Raw genomic sequence first — 20336 nt, forward strand, 5'->3', positions numbered from 1 at the left:
GACATGTTCGAGCTGAGCCCCACGGACTGGATGGCGATCGAGGTTACCCTCAAGCTCGCGCTGTACACCACACTGATCCTGCTGGTGATCGCCACGCCCATCGCCTGGTGGCTGGCCAACGGCCGCGCGCCCGGCGGCCTGCGCACCGCCGTGCAGGCCCTGGTGGCCCTGCCGCTGGTGCTGCCGCCCACCGTGCTCGGCTTCTATCTATTGGTCCTGCTGGGCCCGGCCGGCCCGGTCGGCAGCACGCTCGAGAACTGGGGCCTGAGCCACCTGGCCTTCACCTTCCAGGGCATCCTGATCGCCTCCGTGATCTACTCCCTGCCCTTCGCCGTGCAGCCGCTGCAGCAGGCCTTCGCCAACCTCGGCCGCCGCCCGGTGGAGATCGCCGGCTCGCTGGGCGCCGGGCGCATTGACCGCTTCGTCACCGTGATCCTGCCGATGACCCGCGGCGGCTTCATCGTCGCCGCCACGCTCGCCTTCGCCCACACCCTCGGCGAGTTCGGCGTGATCCTGATGCTGGGCGGCGCGATCCCCGGCGAGACCCAGGTGCTGTCCATCCTGATCTACGACCACGCCGAGGCGATGGACTTCGCCTCCGCGCACCGCCTGTCGCTGGGCCTGCTGATCTTCGCCTTCGCCGTGCTGTTCATCGTCTATGCCATCAACCGCCGCTTCGACACGGTGCGTCTGTGACCCGGCCCACGAGCGAAACCCTGCGTATCCAGGCCCGGCTGGAACGCCCCGGCTTCACGCTGGACGTGAACACCGCCTTACCGCTGGAGGGCATCACCGCCCTGTTCGGCCGCTCCGGCTGCGGCAAGACCACGCTGTTGCGCATCATCGCCGGCCTGGAACACCCACCCGGCGCCGAGCTGCACTTCGGCGACACCGCCTGGCAGTCCGGCAAGACCTTCGTCCCGCTGCACCGCCGCCGCGTCGGCCTCGTGTTCCAGGAATCCACCCTGCTGCCGCACCTGTCCGTGCGCGGCAACCTGCTCTACGGCTACAAGCGCACGCCGGAACCCCTGCGCCGCCTGCACCTGGACGAGGTCGCCGACCTCCTCGGCATCGACGAGCTGCTGGAGCGCCGCGCCGACCAACTCTCCGGCGGCCAGCGCCAGCGTGTCGCCCTCGGCCGCGCCCTGCTGATCAGCCCCGACCTGCTGCTGCTCGACGAACCCCTGAACGCCCTGGACACCCAGACCAAGCGCGAGATCATGCCCTTCCTCGCCCGCCTCTCAGACAGGACCGGCATCCCCACGCTGCTGGTCACCCACGCCCCGGAAGAAGTCGAACGCCTCGCCCACCGCGTCGCCTTCATGCACGACGGCCAGCTCGAACGCCTGGAACCTTTGCGCGACGCCCTCGCCCGCGCCGACTCCCCCCTGTTCCGCGACGAAGGCGCCGTCTCCGTCCTGCAAGGCGAATTGGGCCCAGCCGACGCCCACGGCCTGCACCCGTTCGGCCCACCCGAAGCGCGATACCGCGTACCGTCGACACCCGGCGCCACCAATGGCGCCGGCCGCCCGGCCCGCCTGCGTATCGACGCCCGCGACGTCTCCATCGCCCTGTCCCCACCCCAGGACGTCTCCATCCTCAACATCATCCCCGTCACCATCGAGGCCCTGAACGAGGCCCCCGGACACCACGGACCCGCCCGCATCCTGGCCACCTGCCGCCAGGACGACGGCCAGACCCTGATGGCCGAACTCACCCGCCTCTCCACCGAACGCCTTGCCCTCCAGCCCGGCGCCCGCGCCCACGCCCTCGTCAAATCCGTCGCTCTCCTCGACTGATGAATGAAGCCGGGCGCGCTTCGTCCCGGGCCACACCGGCCGGAATCAACGGCCTCGGTCGCGGAACCTCGGGGCAAACAGTGATGCCGGAGCTAACGCGGCTCCGCGGTTGATACGTCGGGCTCTGGCCCGGCACTCGCGCTGTCCGGCGGTTTCCTCGACTGGGTCCGTAATCTACGGTCAGATACGGGATCACGGATCCCCGGCTGGAGACGGATTGTGCCAACCGATACGAAGGGGTAGCGGTATCGGTGCATGAGGGCGGTGGAGGAGAAAGGGGCCGGAAAAAACGAGAGACCCGGCCCCGTTTCCACTTTTGCGTCGGGCGAGAAGGGACGCCCGGGGTTGGCCTACTTGTGGACGATCTCCTCCTTCAGAGAGTAGGAAATACCGAGAACTTCGTCGCAGACCGGACGCGGATAATCCATCTCCTGCATGGCCTGCACGATGTCGTCGAGTACCGCCACGAATTCGTCCACGCTGACGTTCATGCCGGTATGCGTCTCCAGCATGGATCGCCCGGTGTACTCCACCGGTCCGCCCGATCCGGCCGCGAGGAACTCCTTGACCTTTTCCCGGGCGTGGTCGACCTGATCGTCGTCGAGCGCCCAGTATCGGGGACCCACCATCTGGTTCTGAAGGTGAAGCTCGACAATGCGGTTTACGAGCTTGTCGATTCCGGCCTGGCCACCGAGCCGGTCGTAAAGCGTTTCGGTTTCGGACATGACAACTACTCCCTATGCTCTGGTTAAAACGGAACAGATGCATCGAGCATCCACACGGAAGGCGTGACATTTCCTGTTACGAGACGGACAAGGAGAAGTGAGAGATGACGGAGCCAGACCTGACACGGGTACGCGCGGCCCTCGACGCCGGTGACTTTGCCCGGGCGCGCAAGCTGATTGACGGCCTCACCCTCCCGCCTTCGTCGGAGCTGCTGGAACTCCGGGCCATGGCGGCATATGGAGACGGAGACCTGGAAGGGGCTCTGGCCGCGTATGGCGACCTGTACCGCCTTCATCTCGAGAACGACGAGCCCTGCGAGGCGGCTCAGGCCGCCGTAAATGTGGGCATGTATCTGATGATGGATTCGGGCCTGATGGCACCCGTGCGCGCCTGGCTGTCTCGGGCAGACCGCCTGGTCGCGGATGCACCGGACAACCCGGTCCGGGCGTGGCTCGCTGCGGTAAGAACCTACGAACGTCTGATGTGCGGCGACATGCCGGGGACCGGACACTGGGCGCGAAAGGCGATGGAAAGGGGACACAGGCACGGCCTGAAGGCCCCGCAGATCATCGGACAGGTAGCCCACGCCAGAGTCCGCATCCATGATGGCGCGGTCGACGAAGGGCTGAGTGCGCTGGACGATGTGGCCGTTGAGCTGAGCGCCGGCAATCTCGATCCCCTGACCTCCGGTCAGATGTGGTGCGAGGTCATCTGTGCGATGCAATGGATCGGGCAACACGACCGTGCCGAACAGTGGACCGAAGCCATGGAACGCTGGCGGCACGACGCGGCCTTCGGGGGGCTTGGCGGGCGTTGCCGGGTCCACCAGGCGGAGATCATGCGCCTGCGGGGGCCTTGTGATGCGGCTGAACAGGAGGCGTTGCTCGCATGCGAAGAGCTGCGACCCTGGATGCGCCGCGAGTACGGCTGGCCTCTCACTGAACTGGGCAACGCGCGCCTGCGCAAGGGTGATTTCGCCGGGGCCGAAGAGGCGTTCATGGCTGCCTACCAGAACGCCTGGCTTCCCCAGCCGGGGCTTGCATGGCTGCGGCTGGCCCAGGGGCGCATCGAGGAAGCCTTCTCGATGATCGAGAACGCACTCGAACATCCTTTCGACATCCCTTCGAAAGAGCGCCCGCCTACCGGCGCCCTGCGGCGGGCCCCCTTGCGCGATGCCGAGGTGGTGATCGCACTGGCCGCCGGGCGTGTGGATGTGGCGCGCGCCGCCGCAGCCGATCTGGAGGCCACCGCGGAGGCCTATCAGAGCCACACACTGCGCAACGCGGCCGTCGCGGCCCGGGGGCGTCTGGCGCTCCACGACGGACAAACCGAAGAAGCCATCCGGCTGTTGAGTAACGCCGTCACCGAGTGGGTCTCGCTGAGAATGCCCTTTGATGCAGCAACCCTGCGCATCGAACTGGCCGAAGCCTATCGCGCAGCAGACGACCGCCGGGCGGCCGAGCAGGAGATCGAGGCCGCCTGCAGCGCGTTCCGGGACCTCAACGCCACTCCCTGGGCCGAACTCGCACGCGAACGGGCGCCAGAGAAACCTGCGGGGATAAAACCCGAGCCCGAACGCTGCATCTTCAGCCGGGAGGCGGACATGCGAACGGTAACGTACGCCGGCACCACCGCGCGCCTCAAAGACCTCAAGGGCATGCGCTATCTGGAGCGCCTGCTGGCAGAACCCGGTCGCGAGTTCCACGTCCTCGACCTGGTGTCTGCCGAACGCGGGGCACTGCCGGTCGAATCCTCTGCGGAAGATCTGCACATCGATGCCCAGGCGGGACTAGAGGTGTTCGACTCGAAGGCGCGCGAAGCCTATCGGCAACGACTCGCCGAAACGGAAGCGGATATCGAAGAGGCCGAGGCCAACAACGACCTTCACCGGGCAGAACTGGCCCGCGCCGACCGCGAGTTTCTGATCAACGAGCTGCGCCGCGGCGTGGGCCTGAACGACCGCGCCCGAACGGTGGGAGATGGCGTGGAACGGGCACGAACCAGTGCAACCCGGTCACTGCGTTACGCCCTCGATCGAATCGCCGAGCACCATGCAGCGCTCGGCGAGCACCTCGAGCGGACCGTACGCACCGGTACCTACTTCGCCTATGAGCCCGACCCCCGAGCGCCGGTCAAGTGGCAGACCTGACCGCCGGCGCCCTGGGCCCTGCAGGTTTTACGCCCCGTCGGGCATTTTTTGCTCGCAACGCGGGCAAAAGGCAAGACTTGACCCCTTCGGTGCGTTTCCGGTTATGACGACTGCCTTAAGCTTCGAGGATTATCGCTGATGACCATGCACAACCCTCCGCACCCCGGCGAGTTCATTCGCGAGATCTATCTGGAACCGTTTGGACTGAGTGCCCGCCAGCTAGCCAGCAAGCTCGATGTCTCGCCGTCCACCCTGGGGCGCGTCCTGCAGGGTCGTAGCGGCGTCAGTCCCGAGATGGCGCTGCGTCTGTCCAAAACGCTCGGCCGCTCGCCGGAGAGCTGGCTGGCCATGCAGCGCCAGCACGACCTCTGGTGTGCACGCAGGAACGTGAAGCTGGATGCGGTCCAGCAGATGCGGTTCGAAGATCAACCCGACAAGGGGCACTCAACCGTCCCGTAACCAACCGACCATTCACCAGAGCTTCTTTCCTCGACAAAGGATATTAAGGACAAGTACAGGATCGGACCTCGGTAAGACACTGCGCAACGCGCGGTCTGCGCCCGGGGTTGCTTGCGGCCGGTAGTCCAGGCTGTATTCTCGGACGCTCCGCAACATCTGCCAGCGAGAGCGACTTTTATGGGCACGTCTACCAGCCCCCCGGACCACGAACCGCCCGAAGGTCCGAGCAAAGCCGATCAGGACGGCTTTGCCGCGTTTGAACGGGGCGACTACCGCACCGCCGGGGAACTCTGGGCGGCCAGCGCCGAGGCGGGCTCCGCCTGGGCCCGGTTGGGTATGGGGATTCTGTATGCCGACGGCCTGGGCCTGGAGGCCGATGCCGAGCGTGCGCGCGGGTACTGGGAGCAGGCCGCGGCACAGGGACTGAGCGATGCCAGCTTTAACCTGGGCGTGATGGCGGAGAAGGCCGACCCCGCCGATACGGAGGCGGCCCGGCACTGGTACCACCACGCGGCCGAGGCGGGTCACGTCGTGGCGCAGAACAACCTGGCCGTTCTGCTGCAGAACAAGGGCGACGATGCCGCCGCCACCGAAGCCGTCCAGTGGTGGAAACGCGCCGCGGAACACGGCGACCCTGACGCCCTGAACAGTCTCGGTGTGGCGCACCAGCAAGGCAGCGGCTGCGAGCGGGATCGCGCCGCTGCGGTCGAGTTCTACGCGCAGGCCGCAAGCGCAGGACACCGCGACGCGGCCTTCAACCTTGCCCTCGCCCTGGAACAGGGCGACGGGGTGGACCCGGACCTCACCGCCGCTGTCCGCTGGTATCGACAGGCCGCCGAGGCCGGCGATCCCGACGCCGCCGCGAAGCTCGGCAATCTCTGTCGGGATGGCAAGGGCACGGCGGAAGACATGGCAGAGGCCGCGCACTGGTATAGGGCGGCGGCCGAAGCCGGACATCCCCAGGCCCAGGCCAATCTGGGCGTGCTGCTGGATCGGGGGCTGGGCGTACCGCAGGACCAAGCGGCGGCGGCGCGCTGGTATGAGGCCTCTGCCCGCCAGGGTCTGGCCCCGGCGCAATACAACCTCGGCATCGTGCTGGCCGAGGGCTATGGGGTGGAGGTCGACCGGGTATCGGCCTGGGTCTGGTTCGCGCGGGCCGCGGATCAGGGACACAAGCCAGCGGCCGAGGCGCGCGACTACATCCACCAGCAGCTCACCCCGGAGCAACGGAGCGAGGCCGAAGCGCGCAAGGCCGAGACCTCCCGCTAGTCCACCCGCGCGGGCAGCCGAAGCGCAGCAAGCAGCTCATTCCCGCCCCCGTTATGGCGAGGCCCCGAAGGGGCCGCGGCCATCTCCAAACGCCGCCCCGGATGTCCGCCTCGTTCAACGCTCGGGCATCCCGTCAGCGATCGCCACGGCGCTGCGCGCCACGCGATGACGGTGTCGGCCCGTGAGGGGGACACCCACCTTCTTCCGGATACGTATGCATGCCAAGCGATGGGTCACCGGCCCTGCGGCGACAGATTTGCACGGGCGGTTTACTCTCAGGGGTATTGATCGGATCAGGGTGCACCCATGCCATTTCCCGCGCAGAAGACGAAGATCGTGGCCACTATCGGACCGGCGTCCGATTCGGCCGAGACGCTGCGGCGCATGATGCAGGCGGGGCTCAACGTGGCGCGTCTGAATTTCTCGCACGGGGATGCCGCCTACCATGCCGCGCTGATCGGCCGTATCCGCGAAGTCGCCCGTGAGACCGGTGCCCGCGTCGCGATCCTCGGCGACCTGCCGGGGCCGAAGATGCGCATCGGGGAGCTGGGCGAGGAGCCCATCGAACTGCTCGCCGACCACAGCATCACCCTGACCACGGAGGACTGCACCGGCGACGCCGCGCGCGTCAGCGTGTCGTTCTCCGGGCTGCCGGAGGCGGTGCAGCCCGGAGACGCCCTGTTTCTGAACGATGGCTACATCGAACTGGAGGTGGTGAGCGTCGAAGGCCCTGATGTCATCTGCCGCGTGCAGACTGGGGGCGAACTGCGCTCGCGCAAGGGCCTGAATCTGCCGGGCATCGATCTCGGCATCCGCGCCTTCACCACGGAAGACCACCAATGGCTGCGGTTTGCAGCGGAACACGGCCTGGATGCGGTCAGCCAGAGCTTCGTGGTCGACGGCGACGACATCCTGGCCGTGCGCAAGGCGGCGGAGGCGCTGGGCTACAACCCGTTCATCATCGCCAAGATCGAACGCGCCGCCGCACTGGAGCAACTCGACAGGATCCTCGAGGCCGCGGACGGCATCATGGTGGCGCGGGGAGATCTCGGAGTGGAGATCCCGATCGCGAGCATTGCGCTCGCCCAGCGCCGCATCACCCGCCGCGCCAACCGACACAACCGCCCGGTGATCACCGCCACGCAGATGCTGGAGTCGATGGTGAACTCGCGCCGGCCCACGCGCGCCGAGGCCACCGACGTGGCCAATGCCATCCTCGGCGGCACCGACTGCGTGATGCTCTCCGGCGAGTCCGCGATGGGGCGCTATCCGGTGGAATCCGTGGCGATGCTGGCGGCCATCGCCCGCTCGATCGAACCGGAACGCGACGCGGCCGCGGGCACCGACCATCCGGATGAACCCGACCTGCCCGAGCAGGAGCGCGCCGCCGACCTGATCGCGCGCAGCGTGTTCCACACCGCGCACCGGAGCCGACCGCAGGTCACGCTGGTGCCCACGCTGAGCGGCGCCACCGCCCGACGCATCGCCGGCCTGGGCCTGCCCTGCTGGATCGCGGCCTTTACGCCGCACCCCGAGACCGCTCAGGGCCTGCAGTTTTCCTACGGCGTACAGTCGGTGGCCGTCGCCGAAGACCGCAGCGACTGGAACGACTTTGCGCGCCAGTGGCTCGCGGAGAACGGCATCAACGAAGGCCTGGCCCTGCTCGTCCAGGGCCCCTCCGAGCCGCACCCCTCGGGCAATCACCGCCTGGAGCTGCTGGAACTGGGTCCGTTCCGCGGGGAAGGCTGATTCCGCTACCGGCCTGAGCGGGCCTCACCGGGCCCGTTTCGCGACGTATCGGCCGGGACAGCGGGGTCCGGAGCGAACGCCCCCGGCTCGGCCCCCGGATCAACCACCTCGATCCGGTCGCGTCCGTCGTTCCTGGCCGAGTACAGCGCCCGGTCGGCGCGCCTGAGCAGGGTATCCGCGTTGTCCCCGGATCGGCATTCGGTCAGCGCCGGGGGCCTCCAAAGGCCGCCGTTCCTCAGGGCTCTACCGGGAGCAGATCCTCGATGTCGACCTCGAGGATAGCGGCGATGCGACGCATGGCATCCACGGAACCGGACTTGCTACCGGCTTCCAGTTGGGAGATGTAGGACTTGCCCACCCCCGCCGCCGTCGCCAGCGACTCCTGCGTCAACCCACGATGTTCACGCCAGACGCGCATCGGGTGCTCGTCCCCGGCCAGAAGCCGCTGCGCAACCGCCTCCGGCACAACCTCGTCCTCGCCACGCTCCAGCTCGACCATGGCGCGGTCGAAAGTCCGGATGTCCTCGGCCTTTTCGGCGCTCGCCACCAGGCGCTCATAGGTGTCGATGGGGACCACGGCATATTCGGGTTTGCCGTCGCGCTCGATGATCTGAACCGCTTCACTCATTTGTAGATGCCTCCTCGTGCGCCTGCGTCCAACACCAGAATGACCAGATCGTCATCCTGCCGACGAAACAGAACCCTCCACCGGCCGATGCGCAGACGGTAACCTTCGCGCCCCTGCAGTGGTCTGACATCCAGTCCCGGTTCGTCCGGGTCCCGCGCCAGCCGGCTCAGCGCCCCGGTCACGCGCTGGCGCTCTCCACGCGGCATCCGCGCCAGGCACTTGAGTGCCGACTTCTTGTAGTTCAACCGGCACACGAAGAAGAGTGTAGAAAAAGGTTTACCAACAGGCAACATAACGAATGACCCGTCCCGGGCATCCATCCGAACCAGGGGCACCCCGGCATGCTGATCCCGGCTTCGGGAACGCGGCCCGGCAACCCCGGGGCACAGGTCTTTGTCGCCGGGGCGCGTATCCGGCTATGGTCCGGGGTACGGATCAAGGAGAGCTGGCATGACCCGACCGACACCCCTGGACGCGGAACGGACCTACCATCGCTGCCCGCCGGAGCAGCTCGAGTTCGACACCACCGAAGAGCTGGAAGAACTGGAACTCCCCTGCGGCCAGGACCGGCTGCTGCGCGCGCTGGAATTCGGTGCGGGCATGCGCAGCGCGGGTTTCAACCTGTTCGTGCTCGGCCCCGAGGGCAGCGACCGGCACGACCTGGTGCGCCGTTTTCTCGCCCGCCGCGCGGCCAGCGAGGCGGTCCCGCCGGACTGGTGCCATGTCTTTAATTTCGACCGGCCGGAACGCCCCCACGCGATTCGCCTGCCGGCCGGCGAAGGACGTCAACTGCGCGATGATCTCGAGAACCTGGTCGAGGAGATGCGCACCAGCATCCCTGCCGCCTTCGAGAGCGACGAATACCAGGGGCGGCTGCGGGAACTGCAGGAGGAGATGTCCGAACGCCAGAACGAGGGCGTCCGCGAGGTCCAGGAAGAGGCCAACAAGCACGACATCGAGCTGGTCAGCACCCCCAGCGGCTTCACCTTCGCACCCGTGCGTGACGGCGAGGTCCTGGACCCCGAGGAATACGAAAAGCTGCCAGAGGAAGAACGCGAGCGCATCGAGCAGAAGGCCGAGGAGCTGCAGAAACAGCTGCAGCAGGCCATCCAGCAGGTGCCCCGCCTGCGCAAGGAACTGCGGGAGAAGGTCCACTCGCTGAACGAGGAGATGGTGCAGCTGACCCTCGGCGATCCGATTCACGATCTGAAGGAGAAGTGGGCGCACCTGCCACGCGTGGCGGAACAGCTCGACGCCATCCACGGCCACGTGGTGGAACACGCGGAGATCTTCCGCGGCGGCCACGACGAACACGGCGGGCAGGATGAGCAGAGCGGGCAGGATCACGCGCCCCCGGAAGCGATGCTGGCCCGCTTTCGCGCCAACCTGCTGGTGGACCATGCGGAAACCGAAGGGGCGCCGGTGATCTACGAGGATCTGCCCAATCACCAGCATCTGACCGGCCAGATTGAACACCACGTGCACAACGGCGCGCTGTACACCGACTTCTCGCTGATCCGCGCCGGTGCGCTGCACCATGCCAGCGGCGGCTACCTGATCCTCGACGCCCGGCGAGTGCTGATGCAGCCAATGGCGTGGGACAGCCTGAAGCGCGTGCTGTTCTCCGGCGAGATCCGCATCGAATCACTGGAGCGGCTCTACGGCCTGGTCAGCACGGTCAGCCTGGAACCCGAGCCGGTCCCGGTATCGCCCAAGGTGGTGCTGGTGGGCGACCGCCTGCTGTACTACCTGCTGTCGCATTACGACCCGGACTTCGCCGAGCTGTTCAAGGTCGAGGCCGACTTCGAGGACGACCTCGAGCGCGACGAGGCCGGTTACGCCCTGTACGCGCGCATGCTCGCCAGCATGGCGCGGCGCGACGAGCTGCGCCCGCTGGACCGCGGCGCCGTGGCCCGCACCATCGAACACGCCAGCCGTCTGGCCGGGGATCAGACGAAACTCACCGCTCACGACCGCACCCTGCGCGACCTGCTGATGGAGGCCGACCACTGGGCGCGTCAGGCAGAGGCCGAAACCATCGGCGCCGCCCACATCGAACGCGCGATCGAGGAACGCATCGAGCGTTCGGCACGCGTGCAGCGGCGCAGCCTGGAACAGATCCGCCGCGGCACGGTGATGATCGCCACGGAAGGCACGCAGACGGCCCAGGTCAACGGGCTGTCCGTGATGCAGCTGGGCAGCCACCTGTTCGGACGCCCGATGCGCATCACCGCGACCGCGCGGCCGGGCAAGGGCCAGGTCATCGACATCGAGCGCGAGGCCAGACTGGGCGGACCCATCCACAGCAAGAGCGTGATGATCCTCTCGCGCTTTCTCGCCAGCCGTTACACCGGGGATGCGGAGCTGTCGCTGTCGGCCAGTCTCGCCTTCGAGCAGTCCTACGGCGGGATCGAGGGCGATTCCGCCTCGGTGGCCGAGATCTGTGCCCTGCTGTCGGCCATCGCACGGATCCCGCTGAAGCAGGCGCTGGCGGTCACCGGCTCGGTCAACCAGCACGGCGAAGTCCAGGCCGTCGGCGGGGTCAACGAAAAGATCGAGGGGTTCTTCGATGTCTGTCGGGAAGCGGGCGAGATGAACGGCCACGGCGTGCTCATCCCGGCCAGCAACGTGGAGCACCTGATGCTGCGCCGCGACGTGCGCGAGGCCGTGGCAGGCGGCCACTTCCGCGTGTACCCGCTGCGCACGGTGGACGACGCCGTTGCCCTGCTCGCCGACATGCCCCCGGGGGAAGCGGACGCCGATGGCGAGTTCCCGGCGGAGAGCTTCAACCGTGCGGTCGCCGACCGGCTGGCGACCTTCGCCCGCCTTGCGCGGCATCGCCGGCACGACGACGCGGGCGCCGAGGACGCCGGACCCGTTCCTCGGGCCGAGGACGATGACTGACCCCGCGGGCACCCAGCCGCTCCCGTCGGCGGAGGCCGGGCGCATCCTGGTCCTGCTCGACGCCTCGCACGCCAGCCAGGCCGCGCTCGAGGCCGCGGCGACCCTGGCCGCCACGCTGCAGGGCGAGCTGCAGGCGATCTTTGTCGAGGAGGCCGATCTGCTGCGCAGCGCCGCCTACCCCTTCACCCGCGAGATCGGTTCGCTCTCCGGACAGCCGCGGCCACTGGAAACCGGGCTGCTGGAAACCCGCCTGCGGCGCCGCGCCGCCCACCTCCGCCGTGCGGCCGAACAGGCCGCCGCGCGTGCAAGGATCCACTGCTCGCTCGAGGTCCGCCGCGGATCGGTGCGCCGCGAGGTGCTTGCGCTGACCACCCCGGGTGATTTCCTCGTGCTGGGCAAGATCGGATGGTCGGCCGCGACCGGCAGCCGCCTGGGCTCCACCGCGCGCAGCCTGGTCCATGAAGCCCCGGGACGGGTCCACCTCACCGGAACCCGGCCGACACGCCCCGACAGCCCGGTCCTGGTGGTGGTCGATGCCCCGGAGACCGCGCACGAAGCGCTCGTCTTCGCCCGCGCCCGGGCCCGCCAGCAAAGGCGCCCCCTGACCGTGCTGCTCGTCCCGCTGGACGACCCCGACGCCGCGCGGGAGCGGGACCGGGCCCTGAGCGAATGGGTGGCGACCGACGACCCTCCGGTGCGGGTTCGCTCGCTGCGCTCGAGCGCTCCCCGCGAGCTGCTCCGCACACTGGAACGTCAGCCGGCGGCCGAAGTGGTGCTCGGCCGCCGCAGCCCGCTGCTGGCCGGCCCGCAGGGCGACGCCCTGCTCGGCGCCCTCGAGCCCCCGGTCACCATCACCCCCTAAGGGAAACACTGATCCATGTACACGCTCGCGTTGGTGCCCCGGGTTTTCCGAGACAAGGCGCGTCGTGCAGTGGGTAGTGGTTCTACCCGCAAGCGGCGCAACGCCGGATCGGGGAACCCGGGGCCCAACCCCGTAGGGGCTCGGCCGCTTTTGCGCGCGCACGGCGTTGCGGCTTCCTTGTGCAGAATGACTGCACGGCGGTCGCCGCGCCTTGTTCGCACGCAAAAGCGACTCAAGCGCGAGCGTGTACATGGATCAGTGTTTCCCTTAGGGCTGCGTCAGGCACCGGGAATGCCGCCAACGGGGCGCCCGCGTGCTACCCTTCGCGGCCGTTTCACCAGCAATACCGGAAGGCCATGAAATACTTTCGCGCGATCAGCGTGATCGAGGGTATCTCCCTGATCACGCTGCTGTTTGTCGCCATGCCGCTGCGCACCTACGCGGACATGCACATGGCGGTCACCTGGGTCGGCTGGATCCATGGCATCCTGTTCCTGATCTATGCGGCCGCCACCGTGGTGGCCAGCCACATGCGCGGCTGGTCGGTTCTGAAGTGGCTGCTGGTGCTGATCATGGGCGTGGTGCCCTTCGGGTTCCTGTACGTGGACTGGATGATCCGGCGCGAGCTGACGCGCGAGCTGCAGCACGCCTGACCGTCCGCGCGCGAGCGGAGGTGAGCGTGGACAACACCATCGAAGTGGAAGGCCTGGTCCGGGATTTCGCCGGCACCCGCGCGGTGGACGAGGTCAGCCTGCAGGTCCCCGCCGGCCATGTACTCGGGCTGCTGGGCCCGAACGGCGCCGGCAAGACCACCACGGTGCGCATGCTGGCGACCCTGCTCTCGCCCACCGCCGGTCGCGCGCGGGTCGGCGGCCTCGATGTCGTCGACGAGGCGGCGCGGGTGCGCGAGATCATCGGCCTGACCGGCCAGTACGCATCGGTGGACGAGAAGCTGACCGGGCGCGAGAACCTGATCCTGATCGCCCGCCTGCTGGGCATGAAACGCGCCGCGGCCCGGGCCCGCGCCGACGAGCTGCTGGCCGACTTCTCCCTGCGGGACGCCGGGCACCGCCCGGTGCAGACCTATTCCGGCGGCATGCGCCGGCGGCTGGATCTGGCGGCCAGCCTGGTCGGCCGCCCGCGCATCCTGTTCCTCGACGAACCTTCCACCGGACTGGACCCGCGTGCCCGCCGCGACCTGTGGGCGCGGGTGCGCCGGCTGCAGGACGCGGGCACCACGGTGCTGCTGACCACCCAGTACCTCGAGGAGGCCGATGCACTGGCCGATTCCATCGTGGTGCTGGATCAGGGCCGCGTAATCGCCGAGGGCACGGCCGCGGAGCTGAAGGCCCGGGTCGGCACGCGCACGCTGTTCCTGCGCCTGGCGCGGGCGGACCAGGCGGATGCGGCCGCCCGCCAGGTGGCCGCCCTCACCGGCAGCGACCCGCATGTGGAAGGCGAGACCCTCAGCGCACCGGTGACCGAGTCCTCGCTGCTGCCGGCGGTGCTGCGCGAGCTGGATGCCGCCGGGATCGAGGTCGCGGAGCTGGGCCTGCGCAGCGCCAGCCTGGACGACGTATTCCTGTCACTCACCGGACAGACCGGCAGCGCCGGCGCCCCGGCCGATGCCGCCGGGCACAGCGGGGAGGATGCCGCATGAACGCCCTCGACCAGACCCTCGCGCTGGCCTGGCGCAGCCTGGTGCAGGTGCGCCGCAATCCGTGGGAGCTGGGGGATTACTCCATCCAGCCGATCCTGTTCCTGGTGCTGTTCCTGTTCGTGTTCGGCGGGGCCATCGCCGGCTCGCCGGATGACTACCTCGCCTTCGTGCTGCCGGGCGTGATCGTGATGAACATGCTGTTCGTCACGGTGTATGTCGGCCACGGCCTCAACACCGACCTGACCCGCGGGGTGTTCGACCGCTTTCGCGCCCTGCCCATCCCGCGCTGGGCGCCGCTGGCCGGGCGCATCCTCGCGGACGTAGTAAAGCAGGTCCTGTGCATCGCCCTGCTGCTGATCGTGGGCTACCTGCTGGGCTTCCGCCTGGCCACCTCCTTCGGCCATCTGCTGGTCATGGTGCTGCTGGTGCTGACCTTCGCGGTGGCCTTCTCCTGGGTGATGGTGCTGGTCGGCGTGCTCGCGCGCGACCCGGAACACGTACAGCTGTTCGGCTTCACCGCGCTGTTCCCGGTCACGTTCGTCAGCTCGGCGTTTGTCCCGGTGGAGACCATGCCCGAGTGGCTGCAGGGCTTCGTGCAGGCCAACCCGGTGTCGCTCCTGACCGACGCCGCGCGCGGGCTGATGAACGACGATGGAGCGGTCGCGGCCCCGGCGCTGGCATCGCTGGCCTGGGCAGCGGGGATCGCGGCGGTGTTCGCGCCGTTATCCGTATGGGTGCTCAACCGCCGGCTGGCGCGCGGCTGAGCCCCGGCGGGCGCTACGCCCGCAGGTGGCCGGACACAAAAAAGGCCGCCGCACGGATGCGACGGCCCAAAGGCCCCGTGTGATGGGGTGTGCGGGTTCAGTAGACGGGTACCAGCGCGTAGCCCTGGTTCTGGTAGCCCATCACCGCGATGAATCCGCTGCGAACCGGCTTGATCGGCTCCAGGATGGTGTCGTTGTCCACGCCGTAGGCGCGGGTGGCGGCCGAGCAGACTTCCATCTGCACGCCCAGCTCATCCAGCCGGTCCACCGCCTTAGCAATCTCCTCCAGGGTCTCCGCGTGGTCGATGTCGACCTCCGGCTCCGGATCGGTGGTGATGAACTTGACCGCCTCGGCGATGAACACCATGCGCAGGTCGGGCTCCACGCCCTCCTTGAGCAGGTTCTCGTGGTTGGTGGCAATGCCGCGCAGGTACGCCAGCATCACGTCCGGATCGGACTTGCGCATGTCGTAGACCGCCCGCATGGTCTCGATCCCCTGCGTGGCCTCACGGTTGTCCAGGCCCTCTTCGTCGGCGGCCGCCGGCACGGCCAGACCGAGCGGCAGGACGCAGGCGAAAAAGATGCTCAGTATCGTTTTTTTCATGTGGTCTCCTCCTCCTGGTGGTTTTCCGGTTCTCTTCCCGGGGTCAGTAGATCGGGATCACCGCATAGCCCTGCGCCTGATACCCGGTCAGCGACACGAAAGTATTGCGCACCGGCTCGATGCCGGGGAGCAGCTCGCCGTGATCCACGCCGAACAGGCGCGTGGCCACCGAACAGGCCTCCATCCGCACGCCCTTCTCCCGCAGCGCGGCGATGTGCTCCTCGATCGCGTCCAGATGCTCGAACTGCGTCAGTTCGAACCGCTCGCGGTCCTCGCTGACCATGGTCACCGCCAGCCCGCGGAAGGCGAGGATCATGTCCGGCTCCACGCCCTGATCGGTGAAGTCCTCGTGGGTCTCGCGGATCACCGTCAAGTAAAGCGCCAGCCCCTCGGGGTCGCTGTTGTTGAGATCGAACACCACGCGCCCGGTCTCGACGCCCTCCAGCGCCTTCGCGTCGGTGGGTTCGGCGCCGGCTTCGGCGGCGGACACCGCCAGCATTGGCCATGCGGCCAGCGCCAGCAGCAACGGCAGTACGGCCATTCTTTTCATCATCATGCGTTCTCCCGGGTGGTGTTGCGAGGCGGATCCATCGCAATCGCCCGCCATGCCGCCTCCTGCATGTCGGGCAAAAAGTCGGACAGGGGCCGGTCCAGCACGCCATCGAGGTACAGGTGCAGCAGGCGGATGGCTCCACCGAAGGCCACGGTGGCCGCCACCGGCACCTCCATCGGCCGCAGCTCGCCGGCCGCCATGCCCTGCTCGATGCATTCGCGCATGCGCTGGAACGGCTGCGACGAACACACCGGCGGTTCATCCGGCAGGAACTCCCGGTGCCGCGACTCCAGCACGAAGCGCATGGTCTGCGGGGCCTGTGCGGTGGTCTCGAACAGAAAGGCGATGATCCCGTCGCAGCGCGTGCGGCAGTCCTGACTCTCCTCCATCACCTGCTGCAGCCCGGCGTCCATGCGCTGCAGCAGGTCGTCGTACAGCGCCTTGGCCAGGGCCTCCTTGTTGCCGAAGTGGTGATAGATCGAACCAATCGACACCCCGGCCTGGCGGCGGATGTCGTGGATGGAGGTATTGAAATAGCCGTCGGTGCTGAAGCGCTCCAGCGCAGTGTCCAGAACCAGCTTGCGCAGGGTCTCCCCGCGTACGACCTTTCCGGGACTGGCAGTCATCGACGCCTCACTAAAACGAACGTTCGTTCTAATCTACACCCGCAATGCGTCGGGGGAAAGACCCGACCCGGCTCAGCCGGTGGTGAACCGCTCCGGCGGCGGCTGCGGGATCGGAACGTCCTCGACCTGCAGATCGTCCACCCGGGCCTGGCGCGGGCCCTCCTGCAGCCACGTCCCGAGCCGGTCGAGGGCCTCGGGCGAGCCCACCGCCAGCACCTCCACGCTGCCGTCGGGGAGATTGCGGGCATGGCCGGTCAGGCCCAACGGGCGCGCCTGTTTCTGCGTGGAGGCGCGGAAAAACACGCCCTGCACCCGGCCGCTGACACGCCAGCGGCGGGCCCGGTTATCATTGGCCTCAGTCATGAATCCTTCACCTCCGGAGTCCGTGCATGTCCGAATCGCCACGCCCTACGCTGTACCACAACCCGCGCTGCAGCAAGTCCCGCGCCGCGCTGGCCCTGCTGCGTGAACGCGACATCGAGCCGGAGATCGTCGAATACCTGAAGACCCCGCCGGACGCGGACACCCTGCGCACGATCCTCGAGCGTCTGGAAGTGCGCCCGCGCGAGCTGCTGCGCACCGGCGAGGCCGAATACCGCGAACTGGGCCTGAAGGACGCCGAGCTGGACGACGAGGCGCTGATCCGGACCATGGTCGAACACCCGAAACTGATCGAGCGCCCGATCCTGGTCCACGGTGACGCCGCACGCATCGGCCGGCCGCCCGAACAGATCCTGGAGATCCTGCCGTGAGCGCCGCCGTGGAAGTCCTGGTGCTGTACTACAGCCGCTACGGCGCCACTGCCGAACTGGCGCGCCACGTGGCCACCGGCGTGGAGCAGTCCGGGGCCACCGCCCGGGTACGCACGGTCCCGCCGGTGACCACCGGCACCCCCGGCGACACCCCGGCGGTGCCCGACAGCGGCCCGCCCTGGGCCGAGACCCGCGATCTGGAAGAATGCGCCGGGCTGGTGCTGGGCTCGCCGACCCGCTTCGGCAACATGGCCGCGCCGCTCAAGCACTTCCTCGATGGCACCAGCGGGCTGTGGGCCAGCGGCGGCCTGGTGGACCGCCCGTTCGGGGTGTTCACCAGCACCGCCACCCAGCACGGCGGTCAGGAGACCACCCTGCTGACCATGGCCCTGCCGCTGATCCATCAGGGCATGCTGTGGGCCGGCGTGCCGTACACCGTGCCGGAACTCTCCACGACCACCACCGGCGGCACGCCCTACGGCGCCAGCCACGTGGCCGGGGAACGCGGCGAGGCGCCGGTCTCGCGCGAGGAGCAGCGCATCGCCAGCGCGCTGGGCGAGCGCGTGGGGCGGCTGGCGCAGCGGCTGCAGGCCGCAGAGGGCCAGGGAGGCGGCAAGGCATGAACCTCGTGGCCCTGTTCCGCTGGATGACCCTGATCGGGTGGTTCGGCCTGTTCGCCACCCTGCTGGCGTTCACCGGCTGGCTGCAGCCGCCGGAGGCCCTGCCGCGCGCCCTCGCGCTGGCCATCCTGCTGGTGCCGCTGCTGTTCCCGCTGCGCGGGATCCTGCATGCGCGGCGCTACACCCATGCCTGGGCCAGCCTGCTGGCGCTGGCCTACATCACCCTCGGGATCACACTGGCGTCGGTCGCCAGCGACCGTCTCTACGGTGCGCTGGTCACGGGCTTCAGCCTGGCCTGGTTTGCCGGCTGCCTGCTGTTCGTGAAGCTGGACGCGCGCCGCGCCCGCGCGGCTCAGTCGGCGGCCGAACGCGCCAGCTGATCGCGCACGAAGGGGATGGTCAGGCGGCGCTGTTCGGCCAGCGCCGCCAGGTCCAGGCGTTCCAGCAGGGCCAGCAGCGCGGCCACGTCCCGCCGCTGGTGGCGCAGTACGTAGTTGGCGACCGCATCCGGCATCTCCAGCCCGCGCCGCCGGGCGCGGTCCACCAGGATGCGCCGTAGATCCTCCTCCTCCGGGGGCTCCAGGCGGAATACCGGCCCCCAGCCCAGGCGGGAGCTCAGATCCGGCAGGGTCGCGCCCATGTCGTCCGGCGGCTCCGGCGCCGCCAGCAGCACCCGGCAGCCAGCATCGCGCAGACGGTTGAGCAGGCCGAACAGCGCCTCGTCCCAGGCCGGCGAACCGACCACCGCCGCAAGGTCATCCAGCGCCACCAGCCCTGCACGCTCCAGCCCGTCCAGCACCGCCGCGGGGGGCGCCGTGGCCAGTTCCGCCAGCGGCAGGTAGGCGGCCCGGTCGCCGCGTTCATGCGCCACGTGGCAGGCCGCCTGCAGCAGGTGGGTCTTGCCGGTCGCGCCCGGCCCGTGCAGATAGACCTGCGGCTGACTCAGCCCGGCGTTGCACCCCAGGCTCTCGACGGTGTCGCGCGCGATCCGATTGGCCTCGGCGTGGTATTCCACAAAGCGCGATGCATCGCGCAGCCGCAGGTCCAGCGGGAGCTGGGCCACGTCGGTGTCGACGCTGGCAGGATCTCGGGTCACGGGTCGGCATCCCCTCCGGGGGCGGGCTGATTGAGCGCGCGATAATGCGCCAGCGCGTGGCGCACCGCAACGGCCAGCACCGCCGCCACCGGCAGGGCCAGCAGCACCCCCACGAACCCGAACAGCTGCCCCCCGGCCAGCACGGCGAAGATCACCGCCACCGGGTGCAGCCCGGTGCGGTCCCCCACCAGCCACGGCGTCAGCCAGACCGATTCGAGGACCTGCGCCACCGCGAAAATCGCCCAGACGACCAGCAGCAGGACCCAGCCGTCGCCAGCGAACAGCACTGCAGCGCTGGCCAGGGTAATACCAACGATCACGCCCACATACGGGATGAAACTCACCACACCCGCGATCACGCCGATGGCCAGCCCCAGCTCCACGCCCACCAGCGACAGGGCCACCGCATAGAACAGGCCCAGCGAAACCATCACCAGCAGCTGCCCGCGCAGGAACGCACCCAGCACTTCGTCGGATTCGCGCGCGAAGGTCTCCACCGGGGGCCGCCAGCCCAGCGGCAGCAGGTCATGCAGGCCGTCGATCAGGCGCGGCCAGTCGCGCAGCAGATAGAAGCTCACCACCGGGATCAGCACCAGGTTGAGCACGCCCATCACCAGCGCGGTGGTGGAACTACCGATCCAGTGCAGCGCGCCGCCGGCCAGCCCGCCCGCCTCCTGCCAGTGGCGCGCCACCATGTCCTGCACCGCCTGCGGATCCAGCGCCGGGATGCCGTCGCCGACATGCCGCTCCAGCCATGGCCGTGCCTGCTGGTCGAACCACGCCATGATCTCCGGCAGGAACAGGAACAGGCGCTCCAGCTGGGCGGCCACCAGCGGGATCAGGACCAGCACCACCGCCGCCAGCAGCAGCATCACCAGCAGGGAGATGACCAGCGTGGCCACCGTGCGCGAGGTATTCCAACGCACCCCCAGGCGGGTCACCAGCGGGTTGAACAGGTAACCCACCAGCAGGGCGACCAGAAATGGCATGAGAATGGGCGCCAGCAGATACAGCGCGCCGGCCACGACCAGCAGCCCCAGCAGGGCGGCCACGGTGGCGGCGGATACGTTCCCCGGGGCCGGGCCACCGGGGGGCAGGGTTTCTGTGGCGCTCATC

23 protein-coding genes are annotated in these 20336 nt (G+C 68.7%); 14 read left to right on the forward strand and 9 right to left on the reverse strand.

What is annotated here, in order from left to right:
• Positions 1-3 precede the first annotated feature (3 nt).
• Both modB and modC read left to right on the forward strand, forming a co-directional pair.
• Positions 4-696: a molybdate ABC transporter permease subunit gene (modB, locus tag D577_RS0105180; RefSeq protein WP_018946487.1), complete on the forward strand. Its 693-nt coding sequence runs from the start codon at positions 4-6 to the stop codon at positions 694-696.
• The gene (gene modC, locus D577_RS0105185; RefSeq protein WP_018946488.1) at positions 693-1799 is read left to right on the forward strand and encodes a molybdenum ABC transporter ATP-binding protein; all 1107 of its coding nucleotides are present in this window, start codon (positions 693-695) and stop codon (positions 1797-1799) included. The genes modB and modC overlap by 4 nt, the downstream gene beginning before the upstream one ends.
• A 350-nt stretch (positions 1800-2149) precedes the next feature.
• Here the strand turns inward: modC and D577_RS0105190 are convergent, their stop codons facing one another.
• Entirely contained in the window at positions 2150-2524 is a 375-nt protein-coding gene (locus D577_RS0105190) for a group 1 truncated hemoglobin (protein WP_018946489.1), read from the reverse strand.
• Positions 2525-2628: 104 nt separating this feature from the next.
• Here D577_RS0105190 and D577_RS0105195 point away from each other — a divergent pair, with 104 nt between their 5' ends.
• The 4 genes from D577_RS0105195 to pyk all read left to right on the forward strand — a co-directional run bounded on the left by D577_RS0105195 (position 2629) and on the right by pyk (position 8151).
• A complete protein-coding gene (locus D577_RS0105195) occupies positions 2629-4674 on the forward strand; it encodes a hypothetical protein (RefSeq protein ID WP_018946490.1) in 2046 nt (681 codons plus the stop codon).
• Positions 4675-4812: 138 nt separating this feature from the next.
• Positions 4813-5133, forward strand: a complete 321-nt coding sequence (locus tag D577_RS0105200; RefSeq protein ID WP_018946491.1) for a HigA family addiction module antitoxin — start codon at positions 4813-4815, stop codon at positions 5131-5133.
• A gap of 177 nt (positions 5134-5310) precedes the next feature.
• Positions 5311-6402 carry a tetratricopeptide repeat protein gene (locus tag D577_RS0105205; protein WP_018946492.1) on the forward strand — a complete coding sequence of 364 codons (1092 nt, stop codon included), beginning with the start codon at positions 5311-5313 and terminating at the stop codon, positions 6400-6402.
• A gap of 306 nt (positions 6403-6708) precedes the next feature.
• A complete protein-coding gene (gene pyk, locus D577_RS0105210; RefSeq protein WP_018946493.1) occupies positions 6709-8151 on the forward strand; it encodes a pyruvate kinase in 1443 nt (480 codons plus the stop codon).
• Positions 8152-8386: 235 nt separating this feature from the next.
• Here pyk and D577_RS0105215 read toward each other — a convergent pair whose 3' ends face one another.
• On the reverse strand, positions 8387-8779 hold the full coding sequence (locus tag D577_RS0105215) for a helix-turn-helix domain-containing protein (RefSeq protein ID WP_018946494.1): 393 nt from the start codon (positions 8777-8779) through the stop codon (positions 8387-8389).
• Entirely contained in the window at positions 8776-9024 is a 249-nt protein-coding gene (locus D577_RS0105220) for a type II toxin-antitoxin system RelE/ParE family toxin (RefSeq protein ID WP_244263432.1), read from the reverse strand. Before D577_RS0105220 ends, D577_RS0105215 begins: the two co-directional genes overlap by 4 nt.
• Before the next feature lie 205 nt (positions 9025-9229).
• Here D577_RS0105220 and D577_RS0105225 point away from each other — a divergent pair, with 205 nt between their 5' ends.
• The 5 genes from D577_RS0105225 (at position 9230) to D577_RS0105245 (ending at position 14969) form a co-directional block, all read left to right on the forward strand.
• Complete coding sequence (locus D577_RS0105225) at positions 9230-11683, forward strand: Lon protease family protein (RefSeq protein ID WP_018946496.1); 2454 nt, start codon at positions 9230-9232, stop codon at positions 11681-11683.
• Positions 11676-12545, forward strand: a complete 870-nt coding sequence (locus D577_RS0105230; protein ID WP_018946497.1) for a universal stress protein — start codon at positions 11676-11678, stop codon at positions 12543-12545. Before D577_RS0105225 ends, D577_RS0105230 begins: the two co-directional genes overlap by 8 nt.
• Positions 12546-12901: 356 nt before the next feature.
• Positions 12902-13198: a DUF3817 domain-containing protein gene (locus tag D577_RS0105235; RefSeq protein WP_018946498.1), complete on the forward strand. Its 297-nt coding sequence runs from the start codon at positions 12902-12904 to the stop codon at positions 13196-13198.
• A 26-nt stretch (positions 13199-13224) separates the two neighbouring features.
• Complete coding sequence (locus D577_RS0105240; protein ID WP_018946499.1) at positions 13225-14205, forward strand: daunorubicin resistance protein DrrA family ABC transporter ATP-binding protein; 981 nt, start codon at positions 13225-13227, stop codon at positions 14203-14205.
• On the forward strand, positions 14202-14969 hold the full coding sequence (locus D577_RS0105245; RefSeq protein WP_018946500.1) for an ABC transporter permease: 768 nt from the start codon (positions 14202-14204) through the stop codon (positions 14967-14969). Before D577_RS0105240 ends, D577_RS0105245 begins: the two co-directional genes overlap by 4 nt.
• Positions 14970-15066: 97 nt before the next feature.
• On the opposite strand, the gene D577_RS0105250 is transcribed toward D577_RS0105245, so the two are convergent.
• The 4 genes from D577_RS0105250 to D577_RS0105265 all read right to left on the reverse strand — a co-directional run bounded on the left by D577_RS0105250 (position 15067) and on the right by D577_RS0105265 (position 17115).
• Positions 15067-15573: a DsrE family protein gene (locus tag D577_RS0105250; RefSeq protein ID WP_018946501.1), complete on the reverse strand. Its 507-nt coding sequence runs from the start codon at positions 15571-15573 to the stop codon at positions 15067-15069.
• 43 nt (positions 15574-15616) lie between these two features.
• Positions 15617-16123 (reverse strand): DsrE family protein, encoded by a 507-nt coding sequence (locus D577_RS0105255; RefSeq protein WP_026288918.1) that lies wholly within the window; start codon positions 16121-16123, stop codon positions 15617-15619.
• Positions 16124-16125: 2 nt separating this feature from the next.
• A complete protein-coding gene (locus tag D577_RS0105260) occupies positions 16126-16752 on the reverse strand; it encodes a TetR/AcrR family transcriptional regulator (protein ID WP_018946503.1) in 627 nt (208 codons plus the stop codon).
• 72 nt (positions 16753-16824) lie between these two features.
• On the reverse strand, positions 16825-17115 hold the full coding sequence (locus tag D577_RS0105265) for an acylphosphatase (protein ID WP_018946504.1): 291 nt from the start codon (positions 17113-17115) through the stop codon (positions 16825-16827).
• A 26-nt stretch (positions 17116-17141) separates the two neighbouring features.
• Here D577_RS0105265 and arsC point away from each other — a divergent pair, with 26 nt between their 5' ends.
• From arsC to D577_RS0105280, 3 genes are read left to right on the forward strand one after another with little or no spacing between them, the layout of a single operon-like run.
• Complete coding sequence (gene arsC / locus D577_RS0105270; protein ID WP_018946505.1) at positions 17142-17504, forward strand: arsenate reductase (glutaredoxin); 363 nt, start codon at positions 17142-17144, stop codon at positions 17502-17504.
• Positions 17501-18127, forward strand: a complete 627-nt coding sequence (wrbA, locus tag D577_RS0105275; protein WP_018946506.1) for an NAD(P)H:quinone oxidoreductase — start codon at positions 17501-17503, stop codon at positions 18125-18127. The genes arsC and wrbA overlap by 4 nt, the downstream gene beginning before the upstream one ends.
• Positions 18124-18504 (forward strand): DUF2069 domain-containing protein, encoded by a 381-nt coding sequence (locus D577_RS0105280; protein WP_018870111.1) that lies wholly within the window; start codon positions 18124-18126, stop codon positions 18502-18504. The genes wrbA and D577_RS0105280 overlap by 4 nt, the downstream gene beginning before the upstream one ends.
• On the opposite strand, the gene hda is transcribed toward D577_RS0105280, so the two are convergent.
• Both hda and D577_RS0105290 read right to left on the reverse strand, forming a co-directional pair.
• Positions 18477-19220: a DnaA regulatory inactivator Hda gene (gene hda, locus D577_RS0105285; RefSeq protein ID WP_018946507.1), complete on the reverse strand. Its 744-nt coding sequence runs from the start codon at positions 19218-19220 to the stop codon at positions 18477-18479. The two genes, D577_RS0105280 and hda, sit on opposite strands and share 28 nt — an antisense overlap.
• Positions 19217-20335: an AI-2E family transporter gene (locus tag D577_RS0105290; RefSeq protein WP_018946508.1), complete on the reverse strand. Its 1119-nt coding sequence runs from the start codon at positions 20333-20335 to the stop codon at positions 19217-19219. The genes hda and D577_RS0105290 overlap by 4 nt, the downstream gene beginning before the upstream one ends.
• Position 20336 lies beyond the last annotated feature (1 nt).

Origin of the sequence: Thioalkalivibrio sp. AKL17 (assembly GCF_000377885.1) — a bacterium.
In the GTDB taxonomy this organism is placed as follows: Bacteria; Pseudomonadota; Gammaproteobacteria; order Ectothiorhodospirales; family Ectothiorhodospiraceae; genus Thioalkalivibrio; species Thioalkalivibrio halophilus.

Excerpts from the sequence above, each read along its gene's own strand:
- modB (WP_018946487.1), top strand. The coding sequence starts at position 4 with ATGTTCGAGCTGAGCCCCACGGACTGGATGGCGATCGAGGTTACCCTC.
- D577_RS0105190 (WP_018946489.1), bottom strand. The coding sequence starts at position 2,524 with ATGTCCGAAACCGAAACGCTTTACGACCGGCTCGGTGGCCAGGCCGGA.
- D577_RS0105195 (WP_018946490.1), top strand. The coding sequence starts at position 2,629 with ATGACGGAGCCAGACCTGACACGGGTACGCGCGGCCCTCGACGCCGGT.
- D577_RS0105200 (WP_018946491.1), top strand. The coding sequence starts at position 4,813 with ATGACCATGCACAACCCTCCGCACCCCGGCGAGTTCATTCGCGAGATC.
- D577_RS0105205 (WP_018946492.1), top strand. The coding sequence starts at position 5,311 with ATGGGCACGTCTACCAGCCCCCCGGACCACGAACCGCCCGAAGGTCCG.
- pyk (WP_018946493.1), top strand. The coding sequence starts at position 6,709 with ATGCCATTTCCCGCGCAGAAGACGAAGATCGTGGCCACTATCGGACCG.
- D577_RS0105215 (WP_018946494.1), bottom strand. The coding sequence starts at position 8,779 with ATGAGTGAAGCGGTTCAGATCATCGAGCGCGACGGCAAACCCGAATAT.
- D577_RS0105225 (WP_018946496.1), top strand. The coding sequence starts at position 9,230 with ATGACCCGACCGACACCCCTGGACGCGGAACGGACCTACCATCGCTGC.
- D577_RS0105230 (WP_018946497.1), top strand. The coding sequence starts at position 11,676 with ATGACTGACCCCGCGGGCACCCAGCCGCTCCCGTCGGCGGAGGCCGGG.
- D577_RS0105235 (WP_018946498.1), top strand. The coding sequence starts at position 12,902 with ATGAAATACTTTCGCGCGATCAGCGTGATCGAGGGTATCTCCCTGATC.
- D577_RS0105245 (WP_018946500.1), top strand. The coding sequence starts at position 14,202 with ATGAACGCCCTCGACCAGACCCTCGCGCTGGCCTGGCGCAGCCTGGTG.
- D577_RS0105250 (WP_018946501.1), bottom strand. The coding sequence starts at position 15,573 with ATGAAAAAAACGATACTGAGCATCTTTTTCGCCTGCGTCCTGCCGCTC.
- D577_RS0105255 (WP_026288918.1), bottom strand. The coding sequence starts at position 16,123 with ATGAAAAGAATGGCCGTACTGCCGTTGCTGCTGGCGCTGGCCGCATGG.
- D577_RS0105260 (WP_018946503.1), bottom strand. The coding sequence starts at position 16,752 with ATGACTGCCAGTCCCGGAAAGGTCGTACGCGGGGAGACCCTGCGCAAG.
- D577_RS0105265 (WP_018946504.1), bottom strand. The coding sequence starts at position 17,115 with ATGACTGAGGCCAATGATAACCGGGCCCGCCGCTGGCGTGTCAGCGGC.
- arsC (WP_018946505.1), top strand. The coding sequence starts at position 17,142 with ATGTCCGAATCGCCACGCCCTACGCTGTACCACAACCCGCGCTGCAGC.
- D577_RS0105280 (WP_018870111.1), top strand. The coding sequence starts at position 18,124 with ATGAACCTCGTGGCCCTGTTCCGCTGGATGACCCTGATCGGGTGGTTC.
- D577_RS0105290 (WP_018946508.1), bottom strand. The coding sequence starts at position 20,335 with ATGAGCGCCACAGAAACCCTGCCCCCCGGTGGCCCGGCCCCGGGGAAC.